Origin of the sequence: Sphingomonas sp., from assembly GCF_048594985.1 — a bacterium.
GTDB lineage: Bacteria > Pseudomonadota > Alphaproteobacteria > Sphingomonadales > Sphingomonadaceae > Sphingomonas_I.
The window spans coordinates 1-16,570 of the sequence record NZ_JBMDXG010000341.1 but is presented as its reverse complement, the minus strand read 5'-3'; the positions used below and the strand labels follow the sequence as shown (position 1 = coordinate 16,570).

The 16,570-nt window shown below is 63.7% G+C and carries 18 protein-coding genes; 3 read left to right on the top strand and 15 right to left on the bottom strand.

Annotated features, from left to right (window positions below):
• Window positions 1-138 precede the first annotated feature (138 nt).
• From ACOJSF_RS14030 to ACOJSF_RS13965, 14 genes are all read right to left on the bottom strand, one after another.
• Complete coding sequence (locus ACOJSF_RS14030; protein ID WP_420142819.1) at window positions 139-657, bottom strand: hypothetical protein; 519 nt, start codon at window positions 655-657, stop codon at window positions 139-141.
• Window positions 658-1,164, bottom strand: coding sequence for a GIY-YIG nuclease family protein (locus tag ACOJSF_RS14025; RefSeq protein ID WP_420142818.1), 507 nt, complete (start codon window positions 1,162-1,164; stop codon window positions 658-660).
• A gap of 8 nt (window positions 1,165-1,172) precedes the next feature.
• Window positions 1,173-2,915 carry a DUF2326 domain-containing protein gene (locus tag ACOJSF_RS14020; protein WP_420142817.1) on the bottom strand — a complete coding sequence of 581 codons (1,743 nt, stop codon included), beginning with the start codon at window positions 2,913-2,915 and terminating at the stop codon, window positions 1,173-1,175.
• A complete protein-coding gene (locus ACOJSF_RS14015; RefSeq protein WP_420142816.1) occupies window positions 2,915-3,157 on the bottom strand; it encodes an ABC-three component system middle component 6 in 243 nt (80 codons plus the stop codon). Before ACOJSF_RS14015 ends, ACOJSF_RS14020 begins: the two co-directional genes overlap by 1 nt.
• On the bottom strand, window positions 3,154-4,077 hold the full coding sequence (locus tag ACOJSF_RS14010; RefSeq protein ID WP_420142815.1) for an ABC-three component system protein: 924 nt from the start codon (window positions 4,075-4,077) through the stop codon (window positions 3,154-3,156). The genes ACOJSF_RS14015 and ACOJSF_RS14010 overlap by 4 nt, the downstream gene beginning before the upstream one ends.
• Before the next feature lie 111 nt (window positions 4,078-4,188).
• Window positions 4,189-4,599, bottom strand: a complete 411-nt coding sequence (locus ACOJSF_RS14005; protein ID WP_420142814.1) for a thermonuclease family protein — start codon at window positions 4,597-4,599, stop codon at window positions 4,189-4,191.
• A 10-nt stretch (window positions 4,600-4,609) separates the two neighbouring features.
• Entirely contained in the window at window positions 4,610-4,873 is a 264-nt protein-coding gene (locus tag ACOJSF_RS14000) for a DksA/TraR family C4-type zinc finger protein (protein ID WP_420142813.1), read from the bottom strand.
• A gap of 62 nt (window positions 4,874-4,935) precedes the next feature.
• Entirely contained in the window at window positions 4,936-5,220 is a 285-nt protein-coding gene (locus ACOJSF_RS13995; RefSeq protein ID WP_420142812.1) for a hypothetical protein, read from the bottom strand.
• Window positions 5,207-8,479, bottom strand: coding sequence for an error-prone DNA polymerase (locus ACOJSF_RS13990; RefSeq protein ID WP_420142811.1), 3,273 nt, complete (start codon window positions 8,477-8,479; stop codon window positions 5,207-5,209). Before ACOJSF_RS13990 ends, ACOJSF_RS13995 begins: the two co-directional genes overlap by 14 nt.
• Window positions 8,479-10,041 (bottom strand): DNA polymerase Y family protein, encoded by a 1,563-nt coding sequence (locus ACOJSF_RS13985; protein ID WP_420142810.1) that lies wholly within the window; start codon window positions 10,039-10,041, stop codon window positions 8,479-8,481. The genes ACOJSF_RS13990 and ACOJSF_RS13985 overlap by 1 nt, the downstream gene beginning before the upstream one ends.
• 178 nt (window positions 10,042-10,219) lie before the next feature.
• On the bottom strand, window positions 10,220-10,942 hold the full coding sequence (locus ACOJSF_RS13980) for an ImuA family protein (protein WP_420142809.1): 723 nt from the start codon (window positions 10,940-10,942) through the stop codon (window positions 10,220-10,222).
• Window positions 10,943-11,102: 160 nt separating this feature from the next.
• Window positions 11,103-11,834 carry a hypothetical protein gene (locus ACOJSF_RS13975; protein ID WP_420142808.1) on the bottom strand — a complete coding sequence of 244 codons (732 nt, stop codon included), beginning with the start codon at window positions 11,832-11,834 and terminating at the stop codon, window positions 11,103-11,105.
• Entirely contained in the window at window positions 11,831-12,595 is a 765-nt protein-coding gene (locus tag ACOJSF_RS13970; RefSeq protein WP_420142807.1) for an AbiV family abortive infection protein, read from the bottom strand. The genes ACOJSF_RS13975 and ACOJSF_RS13970 overlap by 4 nt, the downstream gene beginning before the upstream one ends.
• 45 nt (window positions 12,596-12,640) lie before the next feature.
• Window positions 12,641-13,261, bottom strand: a complete 621-nt coding sequence (locus tag ACOJSF_RS13965) for an SOS response-associated peptidase (RefSeq protein ID WP_420142806.1) — start codon at window positions 13,259-13,261, stop codon at window positions 12,641-12,643.
• A 47-nt stretch (window positions 13,262-13,308) separates the two neighbouring features.
• Between ACOJSF_RS13965 and ACOJSF_RS13960 the strand changes: the two genes are divergently transcribed.
• Together ACOJSF_RS13960 and ACOJSF_RS13955 are read left to right on the top strand one after the other, a co-directional pair.
• On the top strand, window positions 13,309-13,842 hold the full coding sequence (locus ACOJSF_RS13960) for an SOS response-associated peptidase family protein (protein WP_420142805.1): 534 nt from the start codon (window positions 13,309-13,311) through the stop codon (window positions 13,840-13,842).
• 158 nt (window positions 13,843-14,000) lie between these two features.
• Window positions 14,001-14,657, top strand: a complete 657-nt coding sequence (locus ACOJSF_RS13955; protein ID WP_420142804.1) for an alpha-ketoglutarate-dependent dioxygenase AlkB — start codon at window positions 14,001-14,003, stop codon at window positions 14,655-14,657.
• Here ACOJSF_RS13955 and ACOJSF_RS13950 read toward each other — a convergent pair whose 3' ends face one another.
• Complete coding sequence (locus tag ACOJSF_RS13950; protein ID WP_420142803.1) at window positions 14,658-15,260, bottom strand: hypothetical protein; 603 nt, start codon at window positions 15,258-15,260, stop codon at window positions 14,658-14,660. It lies immediately after the preceding gene.
• A gap of 282 nt (window positions 15,261-15,542) precedes the next feature.
• Between ACOJSF_RS13950 and ACOJSF_RS13945 the strand changes: the two genes are divergently transcribed.
• Window positions 15,543-16,433, top strand: a complete 891-nt coding sequence (locus ACOJSF_RS13945; protein WP_420142802.1) for a hypothetical protein — start codon at window positions 15,543-15,545, stop codon at window positions 16,431-16,433.
• The last annotated feature ends 137 nt before the right edge of the window (window positions 16,434-16,570 follow it).

Below are 16,570 nucleotides of genomic sequence, written 5' to 3'. Positions count from 1 at the left end.
GTCACGGCCATCGGCTCGACACTCTCACTCTCTTGGGGGCGTGGCGGGGTCTCCCCGCAGAAGGGGTCGGCCGAGACGTTAGGCTCGGCCGCAGGGGAAGGCTTTCCCCCCACGGGCGTAAATCCGGAAAAGCGGCTTTCAGGCCAGTTGGCCGTGGCGTTCGAGCACCCGCATCAGGATCGCGTTCGCGTGCGTGAAATTCTCACGCTGACCTTTGATGTGGTAGGCCCATTTCGCGCCATGGAAGAGGTTGTTGCGCAGGCGCCAGACGATCATCAGCAGGGCCAGCATGCGGGCGCGCGGATCGTTGTTCGCGCCCTGGATCACCGCTTCAACGAGATCGGGATGGTCCGATTTGCGCAGGTCCAGATACGGGAAATGGTAGGTCAGCTCGCCGTCCGCGAAATAGCGGTCGCGGAAATAGGCCAGCTCCGCATCATATTGGTCGGCCTCCAGCGGATCTGCCGCCACCCATGCGTCGACCTTCTCGGTGATGCGATCGACCCGCGCATTGGCCTCCATGATCTCGGCCTCGAACAGCGACCATAGAAACGCGAAGTCGAAGATCGCGCGCCGGTCGTCCTCCGGCAGCTCTTGGAAGCCAGGGGCTCGCGCTTCGAGCCAAGCCTCGCTCGCGCTTTTTGCAGGCTGCGCCATCTACCAGTCCTCCGGTTCATCGTCGCGCCGGCTCAACTCGGAGAAGTCGGTGAGCGCGTCGCAGCTGATGCAGTGATACATTTGCGATGCGTCCTGAAACGCCATGCCGCAGAGGCATCCGCAAAAAGGGCAGCATTCGTCGATTTCGAGGTCGCCCCATTCCCAGACGCCGAGATATTCGGGGACGGCGTCGCGGTCATAGCCGACGATCTGGAAGGCATCGGCATTCTTTGCGATGAACCCGTCGCTGGTGGCGCGCATGAGGATCGGCAGGATGTCCGCCGGTTGGATCGCGAACCATTCGCCGCGCACGCGGGTTGCCTCGAAGTGGCGGTGGAGCCGGTGTTCCAGCTCGAACGTCGCCTCGGTGTTGATCCATCCGAGCAGGCGTATCGCGGAGGGGTTGCCGGTCTGAAGGTTGCTGCGGCGCTTTTCGATGTCCTTTGCGACGCCGATCTTGATGCGGCAAAAGCCGCTGTCCTCCTCACCGATGAAATAGACCGGCATTGCGGCGGCTAGTCGAAGCGGATTCCGAACAGGCCACCGTCAGGGGTGTCCGAGAGTTCCGCTTCGAGGACATAGTCGGCAAAACTGGCGCCGCTTTCCCGTTCCGCTCGGACGATCTCGTCCGAGTTGAGGAGCGCCACATATTGAATGCCGATGCTCGCCGAGAAGTCGGCGGCGATCTGGAGGGCGCGCGCGAACTGACGGCCATCCACGGGTTCGAACAGGTGGCTGTCGTGGATGATGAAACCCGGGCCCTCGCCGCGACCCTTCGCCAAAGCGGCGAGGGTAAGGTCGAAGCAGAAGACCTCCATGCTCATCACGCCAGCGCTGCCATCGGCTGGGGTCTGCGGCAGGAAGCGCAGGCCGTTATCCGTCGCTGAAATGGCCAGTTGGCCAGGCTTTTCGTACAGCCGTTCGGAGATTTCCGAGAAAGTGCGGCTGGCGGTATCGACGATCGTGGATCGTTCGCGACGGTCCTGGCGCAGCGCGCGGACAGCGTCTTCCACTTCGCGCTCCAGTGCCTCGGCACGTTCCTCGAGCTTTCGAGCCTCCTGCAGTCGTCCTTCAAGCTGCTTGAGCTCGGACTCGCGGGCGGATAGTTCGTCCCGCAGCCGCAGCAACTCGTCGGCGGGACCGCTCGCGCGCAGCGATCGGGTGATGTCCCGGCGTCGCGCCTCGATCAGCTCGCGCTGCGGCTGGCGCATCGCAATGCGCTGCCGAGCTGCTGCGATTTCGTTTTGCAGATGGGATTGCCGATTCTCGAGCAGTTTCTCGTGGAAGCGGTGGACCTCATCATATCGATCGGTGACGAGGTCGGGGAAAACGATCCGCGCCTCTTCGAACAATCGGGCGATATCCGGTGCCTCAGCGAAGGCTTCCGCCTCCAAGGCCCGCGTGTTCACGTCGATCGCCTCCTGATCGATCACATCGCCGTCGGACAGATCGCGGAAATCCTGGTTCAGGATCGCGAGTTCGCGTTCGAGTTCGCGGAAGGCTGGCAGGACGTTGAACGCTTCGATGCGCTCGGCCAAGCGATCTCGACCTAGCTTCACAGAGGCGATTTGTGCCTCCAGCTGTGCTTCGAGGTCAGCGCGCTTGGCCCCCTCGGCCGCGGCCTTGTCGAGGGCAGCCAGAGCGGTCTGGGCATCCTTGGTCTGTTTGAGCGCTGCCTTGGCCTGATGCAGCTGGCGAACCAGCTCTGCGTCGAGACCGAAGAGATGAGCGAGGGACGTCTCGGCCGACGCAGTCGATTGATTCCGGAAGGTCCGAATGGGGCTGTCGAGCCCACCATCGCGCTTGCGGCGCGCGAAATAGCTGACGAGTTGCCGGTACGATACATCGCCGTTCCCGCGCTTCTCCCGCAGCCCGAACCACTCTTCGCCGAGCCGCTTGCACCATTGCGTGTTCTGGATGCGATCTACGCCGTGATGGTCAGATCGGATGAAGACCTGCTTGGCGTTGGCGACGCTGCGCGTGACCTCGATCCGATCGGGACCGACATCGAGATCGAGCGCGAAATTCCATTCAGCCAGCGTGGGCGCGGTAAGCGCGCCCTCGGCTTTCCCTCCGAGAAGGAAATGAATCAGATCGATGGTGCTGGATTTGCCAGCGCCATTGCGGCTGCGCCTCTCGTTCGCGGTGCCGCTATCCTGATCGCCGCCGTCCGCGCGCGTTGCCAGGATGATGTTGAGGCCGGGCCGGAAGTTCAACGTCCTGAAGCCTGCTCGGTCCGCTTTCAGGCGGTGCAGCATCACTGGCCTCCGACGCGGCGGCGAATCAGGCCGTCGTCACCGAGTGAGACCAGTTTCATCAGGAAGAGGAGGTCTATCGCGAGGATGAAGAAGGCGTAGGAGACCGGGCGAGCCTCCTGTTGGGCGCGGAACTCGTCCCAGACGCCAGAGACCGTGCGCGGTGAGCCGAGGCCATCAAACACCTTGCCCGCCAGCGTGAGCAGGGCCCGATCAGGACTGATATTCTTCGTTGGAAGAATCACTGCACTAAACCCACAACTGGAATCTCAAATATCTGACACGTCACGAAAAAGCGGGTCACGATCGCGAGAGCTGCTGTGTCGCGCTCCGCTTCGCCCGTGCCGCCGCCTGCGAAGATTACCATTTCCCTGAATGTGTGATCGGGTTCAAGGCCAGAGGCGACGCATTCTGCGTATCGGGCCTTGAAGCCCTGGGCCATACGTTCCGGCTCCTCGGGGTCGGGCTGGTCCCGGAGATACTCCTCGACTTTCGCCACGCCGGTTTGCCCGATCGACAGGAAGTGGCGCGTCGCATCGGATAGCGCGTTGAAAGCCACCTTGGTCGCAAGATCGGCGGAAAGCGGCACGGGCTCGTTGGGATCGGTAGCGATGGCGCGACGGATGAGGGTGAGGGCACGCCCAAGGTTCGCGTAGGTGATCCGCGCCATGTCTGTGGCCCTAGGCGCGCGGCCGTATAGCCGCACACGCTCATCGGCTGGGAGGGTCTTGATGAGATCCAGGATGTCGGATCGCGTGAGCGGCGCGGCCGGCACATCGAGTTCCTCGGCGAGTTGCTCTATCTTAAGCACGAGGTCCGAGGGCAGTTTGTCGCGGTACAGATTGACGACGAACTTCCACTCGCGAAGCCGAGTGCCCCAATGTGCCTTCGCCCCGCGGAAATCCTCGTCGATCTTCGCGAGCGCCTCGGTGACGTTCGCTTGCCCATAGCGCGGGCCGTAGCATTGGTAGACAGTGCCCGTTGAGGTCCGAAAGCCGTCGCATTTCAGGTCGCCGCGCCGGCCCATAGGAATGGTGGGCGTGAAGTCCTCTTTCCAGAGGGACTTCGCCACTGACTGAAACCGCGTTTCGAATGCGTCACCCTCAAGGTCTTTGAGTTCCGATTCGGCGCGCAGCCGCTGCCATTCCCAGTCAAATTCATCCATTTGCGGTGTGCTCTCCCCGACAATGACGTATCGATCGAATAGGGGGCTGTCGAACGTTTCAGACGCTGGGCTGACCAATCTTTTGAGGCGCGGCGAAGGCGGGACCTGAGATCATGGCCGCCATCCGCGTCCGCCCTGGACACCGCCGTTCTGGCGCAGGAGCAGCCCCAGCGGTCGACGATCAAGCGTGCAGCTTGCGACGACCCTGTCGTAGCTGCGGCGCCCCGCCTGACAAACGAGCGTTTTCCCAAGAGTCAGGCGCGCGAGGCGTCGCTTGGCATCGGCACCGCCTCGTTCATGCAGCTCGGGCGCGTAGAAATCAGCCAGCCGGATCTCGATCCATAGATCCGGCCTGTTCGCTGGACCGATGCAGAGCCCATCACCATCGCCGATATAGCGCACGATGCCTGAGAAGTTGGTGCCGCGAGGGGGCAGCGGACCTTCGCAAGGGTCGGCCAGCGCCGGCGAGGCCCAACCGCATGCGAGCAAGGCAAGGACAGCAGCGATGAGCGCCCGGCTCACGACGGGGTTCTCAGCGAAGCTGGCTGTCCTTGCTGCCGCGACGGTTGATGACGGAGAAGGTCGGGCGCTTGTCCCGTGCCGACTGGCAGGAGACGCAGGTGCGAGCGCCGGGCAAGGCCTGACGGCGTGCTTCGGGGATTTGCTCGCCGCATTCCTCGCATTCCGTGAGGCCGGGACCGGTCGGCATGCGCGAAAGCGCATTGGCCAGCGCGTCTTTGACGCTGTCGTCGATTTGCTCCTGAACGGCGCCATCGGGCGCCCAGCCATTGGCCATGCTCGCCTGTTCCCGTGGATGTCATTGATATCTCTCCGATGTAGGGATGCGGGGTCGTGTTTTCATCCGGCGGCGTCTTTGCCCCCGGCACCGCAAGTGCGGATTTGCCGAACGATGCCATTGTAGGCGGCGTGCAGGCCCTGACTGCGACCGATCTCATGATCGGAGCCGGCCGCCTCCCAGAAGGCCACCAGCCATTCGTCAGGGCATCGGCTGCGCAGCACCCAGAGGGCGAGTGCGACACCGCGTGTCTGAACCTTCCCCTTTTCCGCTGTCGCCTCCCGAAGCACGTTAAGCGCGCGGTCGATCGTGCCGGTGGCGCGTGCGCGGGCATCAGTGGAAGTCATGACTGCGGATACGGACGAGGTCTTCTTCGGTGAGGACGGCGTTGAACGGCGGGTGGGACAGTGTGCGGCCGCGCGGGATGCCTGGGTCGCGCGGGTCGGGACCGCCGCCATGGGTTGCCCCATCGCCGTGACCGGGCATGACGCGGAAGTCCTTGCCCGCGATAGAGCGCAGCATCGCATCGTGATCGGTGATGCGATCGCAGATGACGTGGATGACCTCGCCTTCCTTCTGAAGGCGCCCGCGCATCGCGATCATCGAGGCCGACATGACCTGGCGGCGGTAAATCTCGAAGCGGTCGGGCCAGAGGATACCCTGGGCGACGCCGGTTTCATCCTCTATCGTCACGAACAGGACGCCCTTGGCCGAGCCGGGCCGCTGGCGCACGAGGATAACGCCCGCGACCTCGACGTTGCGACCGTCGCGGATGTTCTGAAGGTCAGCGCATTTGACCATGCGCATGGCATCGAGCTCGGGGCGCAGGAACTGGACGGGGTGGCCTCGCAGCGACAGGCCGATCGAGCGGTAGTCTTCCACCACCTCCCGGCCTTCCGTCATCGGCCGGAGCGCCACCGCAGGCTCCATCCCCTCCGGCGAGAAACCGCCGTCTCGTTCGTCGGCCGCAGCGAACAACGGGAGCGGCGCCTCGCCCAGTCCCTTGACCTTCCACAACCCCTGACGGCGGTTCTCGGCGACAGAGTGGAAGGCGTCTGCCTCGGCCAGCTTCTCGATCGCGGCGCGCGAGGTCCCCGCCCGACGCCAGACCTCCTCGACGCTGTCATAGGGTGCCGGCCCACGCGCGGCGACGATCGCCGCGCCATGCACGTTGGCGAGCCCGATGATTTGACCGAGTCCCAGCCGGACGGCCATGTATCGCCCGTTGGTCTTTTCCAGCGTGCAGTCCCAATGGCTGTGGTTGACCGACACGGGGCGTATCTCAACGCCGTGCTTGCGGGCATCCCCGGCGATCTGCGCAGGCGCATAGAAGCCAATAGGTTGGGCATTCAGTAGCGCGGCACAGAACACGTCGGGATCATCATGCTTCATCCAGCAGCTGGCGAAGGCGATCTTGGCGAACGACGCGGCGTGGCTTTCGGGGAAGCCGTAGGAGCCGAAACCTTCGATCTGTTTGAACGTCCGCTCGGCAAAATCCTTGGGGTAGCCGCGCTCGACCATGCCCCCGACGAGTTTGTCGTAGAAATGGCTGACCCCGCCGGTCAGCTTGAATGTCGCCATCGCGCGACGCAGCTGGTCGGCCTCTACCGCGGTGAAGCCGGCGCCGACGATAGCGACCTTCATCGCCTGTTCCTGAAACAGCGGGACACCGAGCGTTTTCTCAAGCACGGCGCGCAATTCTGGCCGCGGATATTCGGGCTTCTCCTTACCCTCGCGGCGCCGGAGATACGGGTGGACCATGTCACCCTGGATCGGCCCGGGACGGACGATCGCGACCTCGATCACCAGATCATAGAACTCCCGAGGCTTCATGCGCGGGAGCATCGACATCTGCGCGCGTGACTCGATCTGGAAGACGCCCAAAGTGTCGGCTTTCTGGATCATCGCATAGACGGCAGGATCGTCGTCCTGCAGGTCGGCCATGCCGACCTTGATGCCCTTGTCGGCTTCAAGCAGGTTGAAGGCGCGGTTCATGCAGCCGAGCATTCCCAGCCCCAGGACGTCGACCTTCATAAATTTGAGGGCATCGATATCGTCTTTGTCCCACTCGATAATCTGGCGGTCTTCCATGCGGGCGGGCTCGATGGGCACGAGATCGTCGAGCCGATCCTGGGTCAGCACGAAGCCGCCGGGGTGCTGCGACAGGTGGCGGGGCGTCCCGATCAATTGGCGCGCCAACTCCAGCGTCAGTTTGAGGCGATGATCCTCGGCGTTGAGGTTGAGGCTCTCGATCTGCTCCTGCGAGATGCCGTCCATCGACCAGCCCCAGACCAGGCCTCTCAGCATCTTGGTGAGGTCTTCCGGCAGGCCCAGCACCTTGCCCACCTCACGGACGGCGCCGCGCGTGCGGTAGCGCGTGACCACGGCGGTCAGGGCCGAGCGATGGCGACCGTAGGTTTCGTAGATCCATTGGATGATTTCTTCCCGGCGCTCGTGCTCGAAATCGACGTCGATGTCGGGTGGCTCTTTGCGTTCGCCGCTCACAAATCGTTCGAACAGGAGTTCGTGCTGGATGGGGTCGATCGACGTGATGCCGAGCAGGAAGCAGACGCAGCTGTTGGCGGCCGAGCCGCGCCCTTGGCAGAGGATGCCGCGCCGCCGGCTCTCGGCGACGATGCTGTTCACGGTCAGGAAATAGGGCGCATAGCCGAGGTTGGCGATCAACCGAAGCTCATGGTCGATCTGATCGCGGTAGCGCCTGGGCACGCCGTCGGGGAAGCGGGCGGCGGCCGCTTCTTCGGTCAGACAGGCCAGCGCCTCCTGGGCGGTGCGGCCTTCCATGACCTGCTCGTAGGGATATTGATATTGGATCTCGCCGAGATCGAAACGGCAGATGCCGGCGATATCGGCGCTGGCCTGGATCGCATCCGGGAAGGCCGTGAAGCGCCGTTCCATCTCCTGTGGCGACTTGAGATTGCGGTCCATGAACCGTTCACGCCGGAAGCCCAGTTCCTCGACCTTGCACTTCTCGCGGATCGCGCTCACCACGTCCTGGAGCGGCCGGCGTTCGGGAGTGTGATAGAGAACGTCGCCGGTTGCGACCGCGCGAAGGCCTGCTTCGCGGATCATCGCATTGAGCGCGTGCTGCCGGGCGATGTCGTCGGGTCGGCGGCGGAATGACAAGGCGGCATAGCCATGCAGGCCGAACACCTGTCGGATATCCGCGAGCTGCGCGGCGGTGGTGTCGTCCGGCATGTCCGGCACCAATATGCCGACCATATTCTCGGCATGGGCGGCGACATCCGCGAGATCGAGGAGGCAATTTCCCTTGCCGCCGCGCGCCTTCCCGATCGACAGAAGCCGCGTGAGGCGCGACCAGGCCGCACGGTCGATCGGGTAGAGCAGGATCGCGTGCCCCTCGCGCGTGTCCACGCGCGCGCCGGGGATCATCCGGCAGCCGGTCGTCTTCTGACCGTCCCAGCCGCGCACGACGCCAGCAACCGAGCCCCAGTCGGCGAGGCCAAGGGTGCTGTGACCGAGCAGCGCGGCGGCCGCGAACAGCTCCTCGGGGGAGGACGCGCCGCGCAGGAAGGAAAAATGGCTGGTGACCTGCAGCTCGACATAGGTCGTGGCGGGGGCGGCCATCAGCCGAAGACCCCGTGCATGTACCAGGTCAGATCTCCGGTCGGACCGTCGACGCCGTCACCGCGGCGGAAGACCCAGAAGCGGAGCCCACCCTCGGCCTCGACCCTGAAATAGTCCCGCACCGCCCAGAGTTCGCCGGGCCTGCGCCACCATTCGCCATGGATGCGCTCGGGGCCGTCCCCGGCAATTACGCGATAGTCCTGCCGCCGCCATGTGAACCGGCGTGGCGGGTGATCGGGCAGGAGCGCGATCACGTTGCTCAGTTGCTCGGGGCGCTGAAGCAGCCGCGTGGGCCGTTTCCATGCCGGCCAGCCTTTGGGTTCGGCCAGCGGCTCGACCCGCCTGACGGCGCGCTCGGGAACATCGCTTTCATGGGAGGCGACCCTGAAGAGCGCGGATGGTCCGGACCGGCCGATCAACTGATCGACCAGCGGCGCCAGGTCGGGTGATCGCGTATTATCCTCGATCAAGGCAGCTACCGTGCTGGCGTCGAGTGGCTCGCTGTGCGGCACGACAAGGTGCATTGCCTCGATCCCCAAGCCAGGATCGACCGCAGGCAGTTTCAGGGCGAACATGCGCTTGAGATGCTGGCCGTCGCGCGTCGAGCGGGAGGCGCCGATGGAGAGATGCTGGACTTCGCCGTCGACCCGATCGATCCCCAAGGCGACTTTGCGCACGCCGAGCCCGCGTTCGCGCAAGAGCGGCACGAGATCATCGACCAGATCGGAGATGACCTGCATGATGCTCTCCGGCGTGCCGATCGGCTCGAGCAGCCGGCGTGTCACCTCGGGGCGCTCGAACGGAACGACGGGGATGATCGGTTCCGCGATCATGCCGCGGGCCTGATCGAGCCGCTCCACCGTCGACAGGCCAAGCCGACGCGCCAAAGGGCCGCGTGGCATGGGATAGAGATCGGCGACTCGCTCGATGCCGAACCGTGCGGCGGCGGTCAGGGCCGAGGCGTCGAGCCGAAGGGCGGCCAGCGGCAAAGGTGCCATAGCTTCGGCTTCGCTGCCGGTCGGCAGTAAGATGATGGGGCGGCCGCCGTAGCGAGCGAGCGCGTGGGCAGCGCCCGGCGTGCCGGCGATCGCGATGGTCGCGGTGAACCCGAGACGCTTCAAAAAGCCGAGCAGGCGGCGGCAGAAGCGTTCCTCGCCGCCGAACAGATGCGTGGTCCCGGTAAGGTCGAACCATAAACCGTCCGACCCCGACACCGCCGCGATCGGCGTCCATTTGCGGACTGCGTGCAGCGCGAGCCGGTCCAGCCAGGCGCGATCGGCGTCGGGATCGGCGTCCAGCATCTCCAGTTCTGCAACAAGCGCGCGGGCGTGCGCAGCCGCCATGCCGGGACGGAGGCCAAGCTCAAGCGCTTGGAGGCAGGCAGCGCTTACCGCCTCCTGTCTGCCGTTGCGCGTGACCAGGACCGTTGGCCGCCCCCAGAGGTCCGCCCACGTCATCGGTGCCGGACGCGGCGGCGCGGACGAGCCGGGCGCGCCATCGTCGCCGCTTAAGGCCCGGAACGGGTGCTCCGCGGCTTCGCTGCGCCGTCCCATCTCGCGCATGGTCGGCCGCTGGTGCGCGGGAAGGCGGTCGATCTCGGCCTGATTTCGCCTGCCGGTGATTGCGCCATCCCGCGCCCAGCGGGCACCGGGTCGCCAGCCTCCGCCGCGCGGGACCGAGCATGCGCCGGGATTGTCATCGATCGGAGGCGCGAGCGCCGCGGCGACGGACCGCGCCGGCTCAGGCGGCCTGCGCGATCGCTCCCCCGCGCGCAATCGCTCGATCGGGAGCTGCGGCAGGAAGAGCGAGGCGACCCTGTTCATCGCAGGCCTCCAGCTCGAGAGTGAAGGGATTGCCGGCCCGCTGGCGGACCAGTTCGACTGACCAGCGTGGTCGGCCGACGCCGGGATGGGGAAGCCTCTCGGATTCGACGCATCCGATCCGCCAGCGGGTCATCGCTGCCGATAGTGTGCTCAAGGGGCACCGGTCACGAGTTCGGTGTCGGCGATAGAGCAGCATGGGGGTCTTGCCGTCCGACGCCGCAAGCTGCAGGCGCCGGGTTGCGGTCATGTCGGCAGCCCTGACTTCGGCGATGACGCAGGCGAGCGACCCATTCCGAAGACCGTCCTCGGCCATGGCAAGAACCTGCGCGTCCTTGCTGCCCTGCGCATAAAGGATGCGGTCGGGACCGAGCCCGACTTGCTCAACCCCTGGCGCGTAAAGGTCGAATTTCGAAAGCGCCCAAAGGATGGAGCGGCCCGGTTTGGCCGCAAAGCGAGCAGCAATGCCGGCTGCGAAAAGCGTGGCTGCCGCGTCATCGTTCAGGCTGGCAGAGGCACCCACAATCTCATGGAGACCGGTCGCGTCGAGACCATGATCAGCAAGGCGATAGTCGAGCTGCGCGAGGCCGAATGCGAGCGCTGGCCCCCGCGCCACCTGGGCACGGGAAAGCTCGGCGCGCAAAGCGGCGAGCTGATCGGCGGAAGGCCGGTCGGCGAGGGAACTCGGGACGGACATTAGGTGGCATACGACTCACTTGTTCACTCTATGTTCCTTCTTGCCGGAAGATTCGTCAAGCGGCTTGAGTCACTTGATCGATCGGATGGGTCTTCCGTGGGGCTGATCAGACGCGACGGCGGTGCCGGTCGGCGATCGCGAGCAAGTCCCGAAATTCAGGCGTGCCCTCCAGTGGCACCGCGAGCGACGCGAAATCCGTTGCGCCGGGGATCACCAAGCGGCGCAAATTGGAGGGCAGGGAGCGGCTGTCGGCGACTACGAACCATTGAAATCCGCCGAGGAGAAACGAATAGGCGTTGAGCCCCGCCAGTTTGCGCCGGATCGGCTGGACGTAGAACTCACGCACATCGTAGCGGGCGCTGACGAGGCGGTTTGCGATGACGGGAAATACTACCGCCGGTTCGCCGAAAGCGATGTCGCGGGCGCGGTCCGTGAGCGGTCCGAGATCGATCCCGGCAAAGGTCTCTAGCGTCGAGATGGACGCCCGCCAGACGACTGAGGTCGCAAACGCCAGGAGTTGCCCCCCGTCGACGCCGACGATCTGCGCGATCGTTCCCGCTGAGGGCGTCGGGCGCTCCGCCGTACAGAATGTGAGAGCGAATGCATCAAGCTTGCCGAGCCTCTTGTCGCAAGGGCCGCAGAGAATGCCTTTGTCGAACGCCCCGAGCTGATACTGCGCCCGACGCGCGCCCGCGTCAGACACGCCAAGATTATGCCCGCCCTCACGGTGCATGATCCGAGCAAACCCCGCGGGCATGATGTGGGCTTTGATGAGCGCCTGCGATGAACAGCCGGGACCGCGACAGGCGCGGGTGCGCTGCACCGTGCGAGTGGTCATGTGCCGCTCTCGGCTGTTTCGGGTCGCCCTTGCATCGCTGCGAGCACCTGACGCGCGCTTTCGTCGCCGGCAGCGGCTGCGGTGACCAACTCGGCAAGCGGTGAATAAGGTTGATCATACTGGCCGTGTTCGAGGAGGTTGAGCACGCGTGTCGCGGCCCACAGCCATCGCTCAACTTCGATCCGCTCGACCGTCTCGGGAGACCCGGTGATCCTAAGCTCGGCGTCGGTATCGAGATAGAGACCGGACTGCCGGATCTTTTCGAGTCCGCCATGCTGGACGGCTTTGCCGACCTTCTCCAGCCAACGCTGCTCGATCCCCATCATTTGCTGCTGCTCGTCGGACATGCGTTGAATCTGCGGCACGATTTCCGCTCGCAAGGCCTGACGCAGCGCGTCGGTCATCGGCGGCATGGGAGTCTTGCCGCCCGGCTTGACGCCGGCTTCCTCGTAGCGCTTGGCGATCTTGTCGCTCATGCCCGTCATGTCGAGACTGTATTTCTGAACGAACGAGGCATGCAGCACGACGAACGCCATGAAATGCCGATGGGCGTGATGGCTGGAGATATGCTTCGGCTTCTGCCAGCCATGTTCGACGATATGCCCTTTGCCGGCCTCTTCATAGGCGAGGATGGCGAGGCTGAGCGCCGAGCCGGGGCTGCCGGAGGCCTGCAACAAGGTCGCATCGCGAAGTAGACGCTTGGAGTTCGCAACGATCGCGCGAAGGGCTTCTGCCTTGGTGTCAGCAGACGGCGAAGTCATGGCCTCAAGCTCCTGTTGTACGCGTCGGCGACCTGGGATCGGTCATCATAGAAGGGCCGCCTGTTCCGGTGCTGGAGGATAGACCCGCGCGACCGGAAGGCTGTCCGGTGGTAGATGGCGGAGGATCTCTTCTGCAGGAACCGACGGATCAAGCCAGTCGGCCCACTGGTCGCGACTGAGGGGGATGATCTGGCGATGATGATAGGGAGCGACGTCTGGCCCCGCGTCCATTGTCAGCATCGTGAAGGCCTCGCCGATCTCAGGATGCGAGCGCCAGATGCCAGCGATGCAAAACCAGCGATAATCCTGCATCGTGAACAGCCACTTGTTCTGGCGTTTCTGCTTGGGGTCTTCGGGCTTGGTAAACTCGTAGAAGCCGTCGGCAAGGATGAGACAGCGGTGCGAGGTGAACTCGCGCCCCTCTGAGCGAAAGTTATAGACAGGCTTCTTGTTCTGGCCCGGCCAGCTCCATCGTCGATTGATCAGCTCGCCCGCGGCGCGCGTCCCCTCGATACCGCGGACGATAGGAGCGGTGTCGGTCATCTTGATGTCGGCGCGTGGTTCGACGTTGGGGATGCCCTCAGGCGTCTCGATGTTGATCTCGAGCTCGTCGAAGTCCTCCATGATCGAGGCAATCTCGACCTCAAGTCGATAGTCATTGCACATGAAGCGGTCCGCCTTCCTGCATCTTGCGACTCAGCGTCGTTCCCATTATGTTCTACACCATGAATGCGACCGCAACGCCATTCGATCCCGACTCACCTGATGGGAGTGTGCGGCCGATCATCCGATACAAACCGGATGAGCCGGGCAAGAAAGAAATTGTGAACGCGCGCTGGGGGTCCAATCCGCGATTTTCCGCCGGTGTTGAGTATCGTTTCGTTCGTTCGGAGGGAAAGACTTTCCCGGCCTATCGATGCTTGATGCCAGCATCTGAGTTTCACGTGACGGTGGGCAAGCGTCGCTATCGGGTGACGCTTGAAGACGGCAATTTCTTCTACCTGGCGGGGATATGGGAGCCGGCAATGGCAGGTTGGCCGCTCTCGTTCCGGATTGTCACGGTTGCTGCCAACCCAGAGGTTGCGCAGTATCAGGATCGTCACGGCGCGATCATTCTCCGCCGTCAGGTTATGAACTGGCTCGATGCGACGGTGCCCGAGACCGATCTGCTGGTGACGCCGCCGGCGCACCTGTTTCTGGTCGAGGAGATCGACGGGGCGCCGGTCCAGAAGACACTGGCGCTGTAGCATGAGCCCTGGACTGATCACCGCAGCGAAAGGCGGGGAGCTGATGGCGCCGACCGATGCTGATCGGGCGGCTGCGCTCGCACGTTGGCGAACCGGGCACGACGTAGCCGGCATGGATGAGGCAGCCTTGGCCGAAGCGTCCCGCTTGTCACGGGTATTTGCCACCGGCGATGGCCCAACGTTTGATCCTGTCGCATTTGGCGATCTCGTCGAATTCATCGAAGAGCTGCCTTTCTAGAACCATGCTTGATCTGTTCGACGCGCCGCTGCTGCCCGGCCTGGCCGCCCTCCCGGACATCGTAAGCGAAGCGGAGGAGCTCGCGCTGATCGAAGCGATCGACGCGGTGGAGCTGACCCCCTTTCGATTTCAGGGCTGGACAGGAAAGCGTGTGATCGCCTCATTCGGATGGAGCTATGACTTCGATACGAACGAGTTGGGCCGCGCCGATCCGATACCGGATTGGCTCCTGTCGCTGCAGAAGCGGCTCGCTGACTTTGCGGGCGTGGAGGAAGATTCGCTGATCCAGGCGCTGCTGATCCGCTATGATCGCGGTGCGGGCATCAATTGGCACCGCGATCGGCCGATCTATGAGCATGTCGTCGGTCTATCGCTTGGCGCGTCGGCAGATATGCGGTTCCGACGCAAGCGTCGCGACGGCAGATATGATCGCGTGTCGCTCCCGCTGGCCCCGCGTGCTGCCTATCATATGGCGGGTGAGGCCCGGCATGAGTGGCAGCACAGCATCGCCGAGATGGAGCGCACGCGCTGGTCGATTACCTTTCGCTCTCCATCGTCGCTCTGGCCGGCCGGTTGATCAGCTGTCTGACGCCCACTTCTCGATTGCGACCTGGTAGGCCGTGCGCACCTTTCCAAGCGCCGTCTCCAACTTCGAGATCTCGGCCGCGTGGCCATCATCGAGCTGACGTCGTTCGTCGCGAAGCGCTTGTTCCCGTCGACGGAGATCTGCGAGCGCGGCTGCGTGATCCGAGTTCGCCGTCTCGATGGCCTGCTCAGCCGCCTCAAGTTTGGAGCGCGATGGGCGCGGCTTCGGCTTGCGCTTCGGTGCCTTGAGTGCCGGTTTCGGTTCTGCCGGCGGGGCGGCATTTTTCGGGCTCCGGGAACGGCGGTTCGGCTCGGCGTCAGCGTCGGTTGGGCGGACGCGCCTGTTAGCCGCGCGCTTCGATGGCGGCACCGCCGCATAGTCCTCAGCGTTGCCGCGCGCCCGTTTTACGATTTTGCCCGGATTGGCGAGCGGCTCTTTCGTTAGCGAGTCGTCGGTAACGACCTCGGCGATGCCGCGCGCGAATAGATCGGCGTCGCTTCCCCAGGCCTTGAGTGCTGCCTTCTGGCTTGGCGCAGCCACATAGGCGTCATGAAAGCCGATGGGTGTTCGATAGACTTTGAGGTTGCGCGCCATCCGGCGAACATAACCTATGATCGGATCACGCCAACGTCCTATCCAGCTGGTGGCGCCAGACGGCCGCTATTATGTCGTGCGCGGTCGCTAGTGGCATATGACGGATCCAAGTCTATCGGAAAGTGACAGGAATGCGCTCGCGAAGGCGCTGATGTCTGCACACCGAGCCGTCGGGAGCGCGAAGCGCAGCAACTTAACGCGTTGGGTTCGGTCCCGAAGGTGCTGCAACGACCTTCGGTTTTATGGCATTGTATGGAGGGTTCAGTAGAATTCGGAGCAATCGTGATCACTCTCCTCGCTGACTCGAACTCTCTTCGTCATCCCGGTCTTACCGCTTATCTCACAGCCTCGCGGGATCATGTGATCGCACTTTCTGATCTGACCCTCATCGAGATGCGCAAATCTAACGCACTCTCGACGTCTCGTAATTCTTTGCAAATGGCGTCACGCTTCACACAGCAGGTTTATGTCTTGCGACGGACGGATGAGATTTTGGGGGACAATGTGATCTCCTCCACACATGCGCAGCGCCTGATCGACTATGAAGGGACTGTCGAGTTCGCGCGTCTGTGTCGCGATCTCCAAACGATTCCGGAACCGCCCGGACTGCGTGCGCAAATGAGCGAGTTCGAGAGGAACGCCCAGCTTGTGATGAGCCGGTTGAGCGACGAGGTTGCGCCGCTCGAAGCAGGGCTAATTGATGCGGCGAACGAGTTCAATCAAGGTGAACTGACACAGATCCGCACTGGCAATGGCGTAACGGACGCCACGAGGAGGAAGCTGCTAGACTTATTGAAGGAAACCGTCGGCAATTTCATACTCGCCAATCAGGAGCCGGGGAAAAAAGGGCGGATGCTGTTGCGCGACGCGCTGGGGATGTTTGCCTTCCGTTATTCGTTGTGCATGCTCCTCTATTATATGGAGTGGGTGCGGGTTGGTCGAACGACTGGGAAGAAGTTGCCGCGACGGGTCAACGATGTGGTCGACATGCAGGTCGCGGCACTGGCTACGTTCTTCAACGGGGTGCTGAGTAGCGATGCCGCATTGCAGACGATATCGTCACGCGCGAGAGGGGTGCTGCGCGGCTATGGCGCCCATGTGGGAGACGACTGGAGTCCGCCGCAACCGATACCAGTCGCCGGAGCGCCTTCACATGAGCCGTCGGCTGATTAGGTAGGCCCATGCGTTTTCTCGCCAATGGGCCTTCGATCCCTGATGATCTTTTGCTCGCTCGCGACGCCGGCGACGTTATCTTTTTCTGTGGCGCCGGCGTTTCGCGGCATAAGGCGGGACTTCCCGATTTTCTGAAG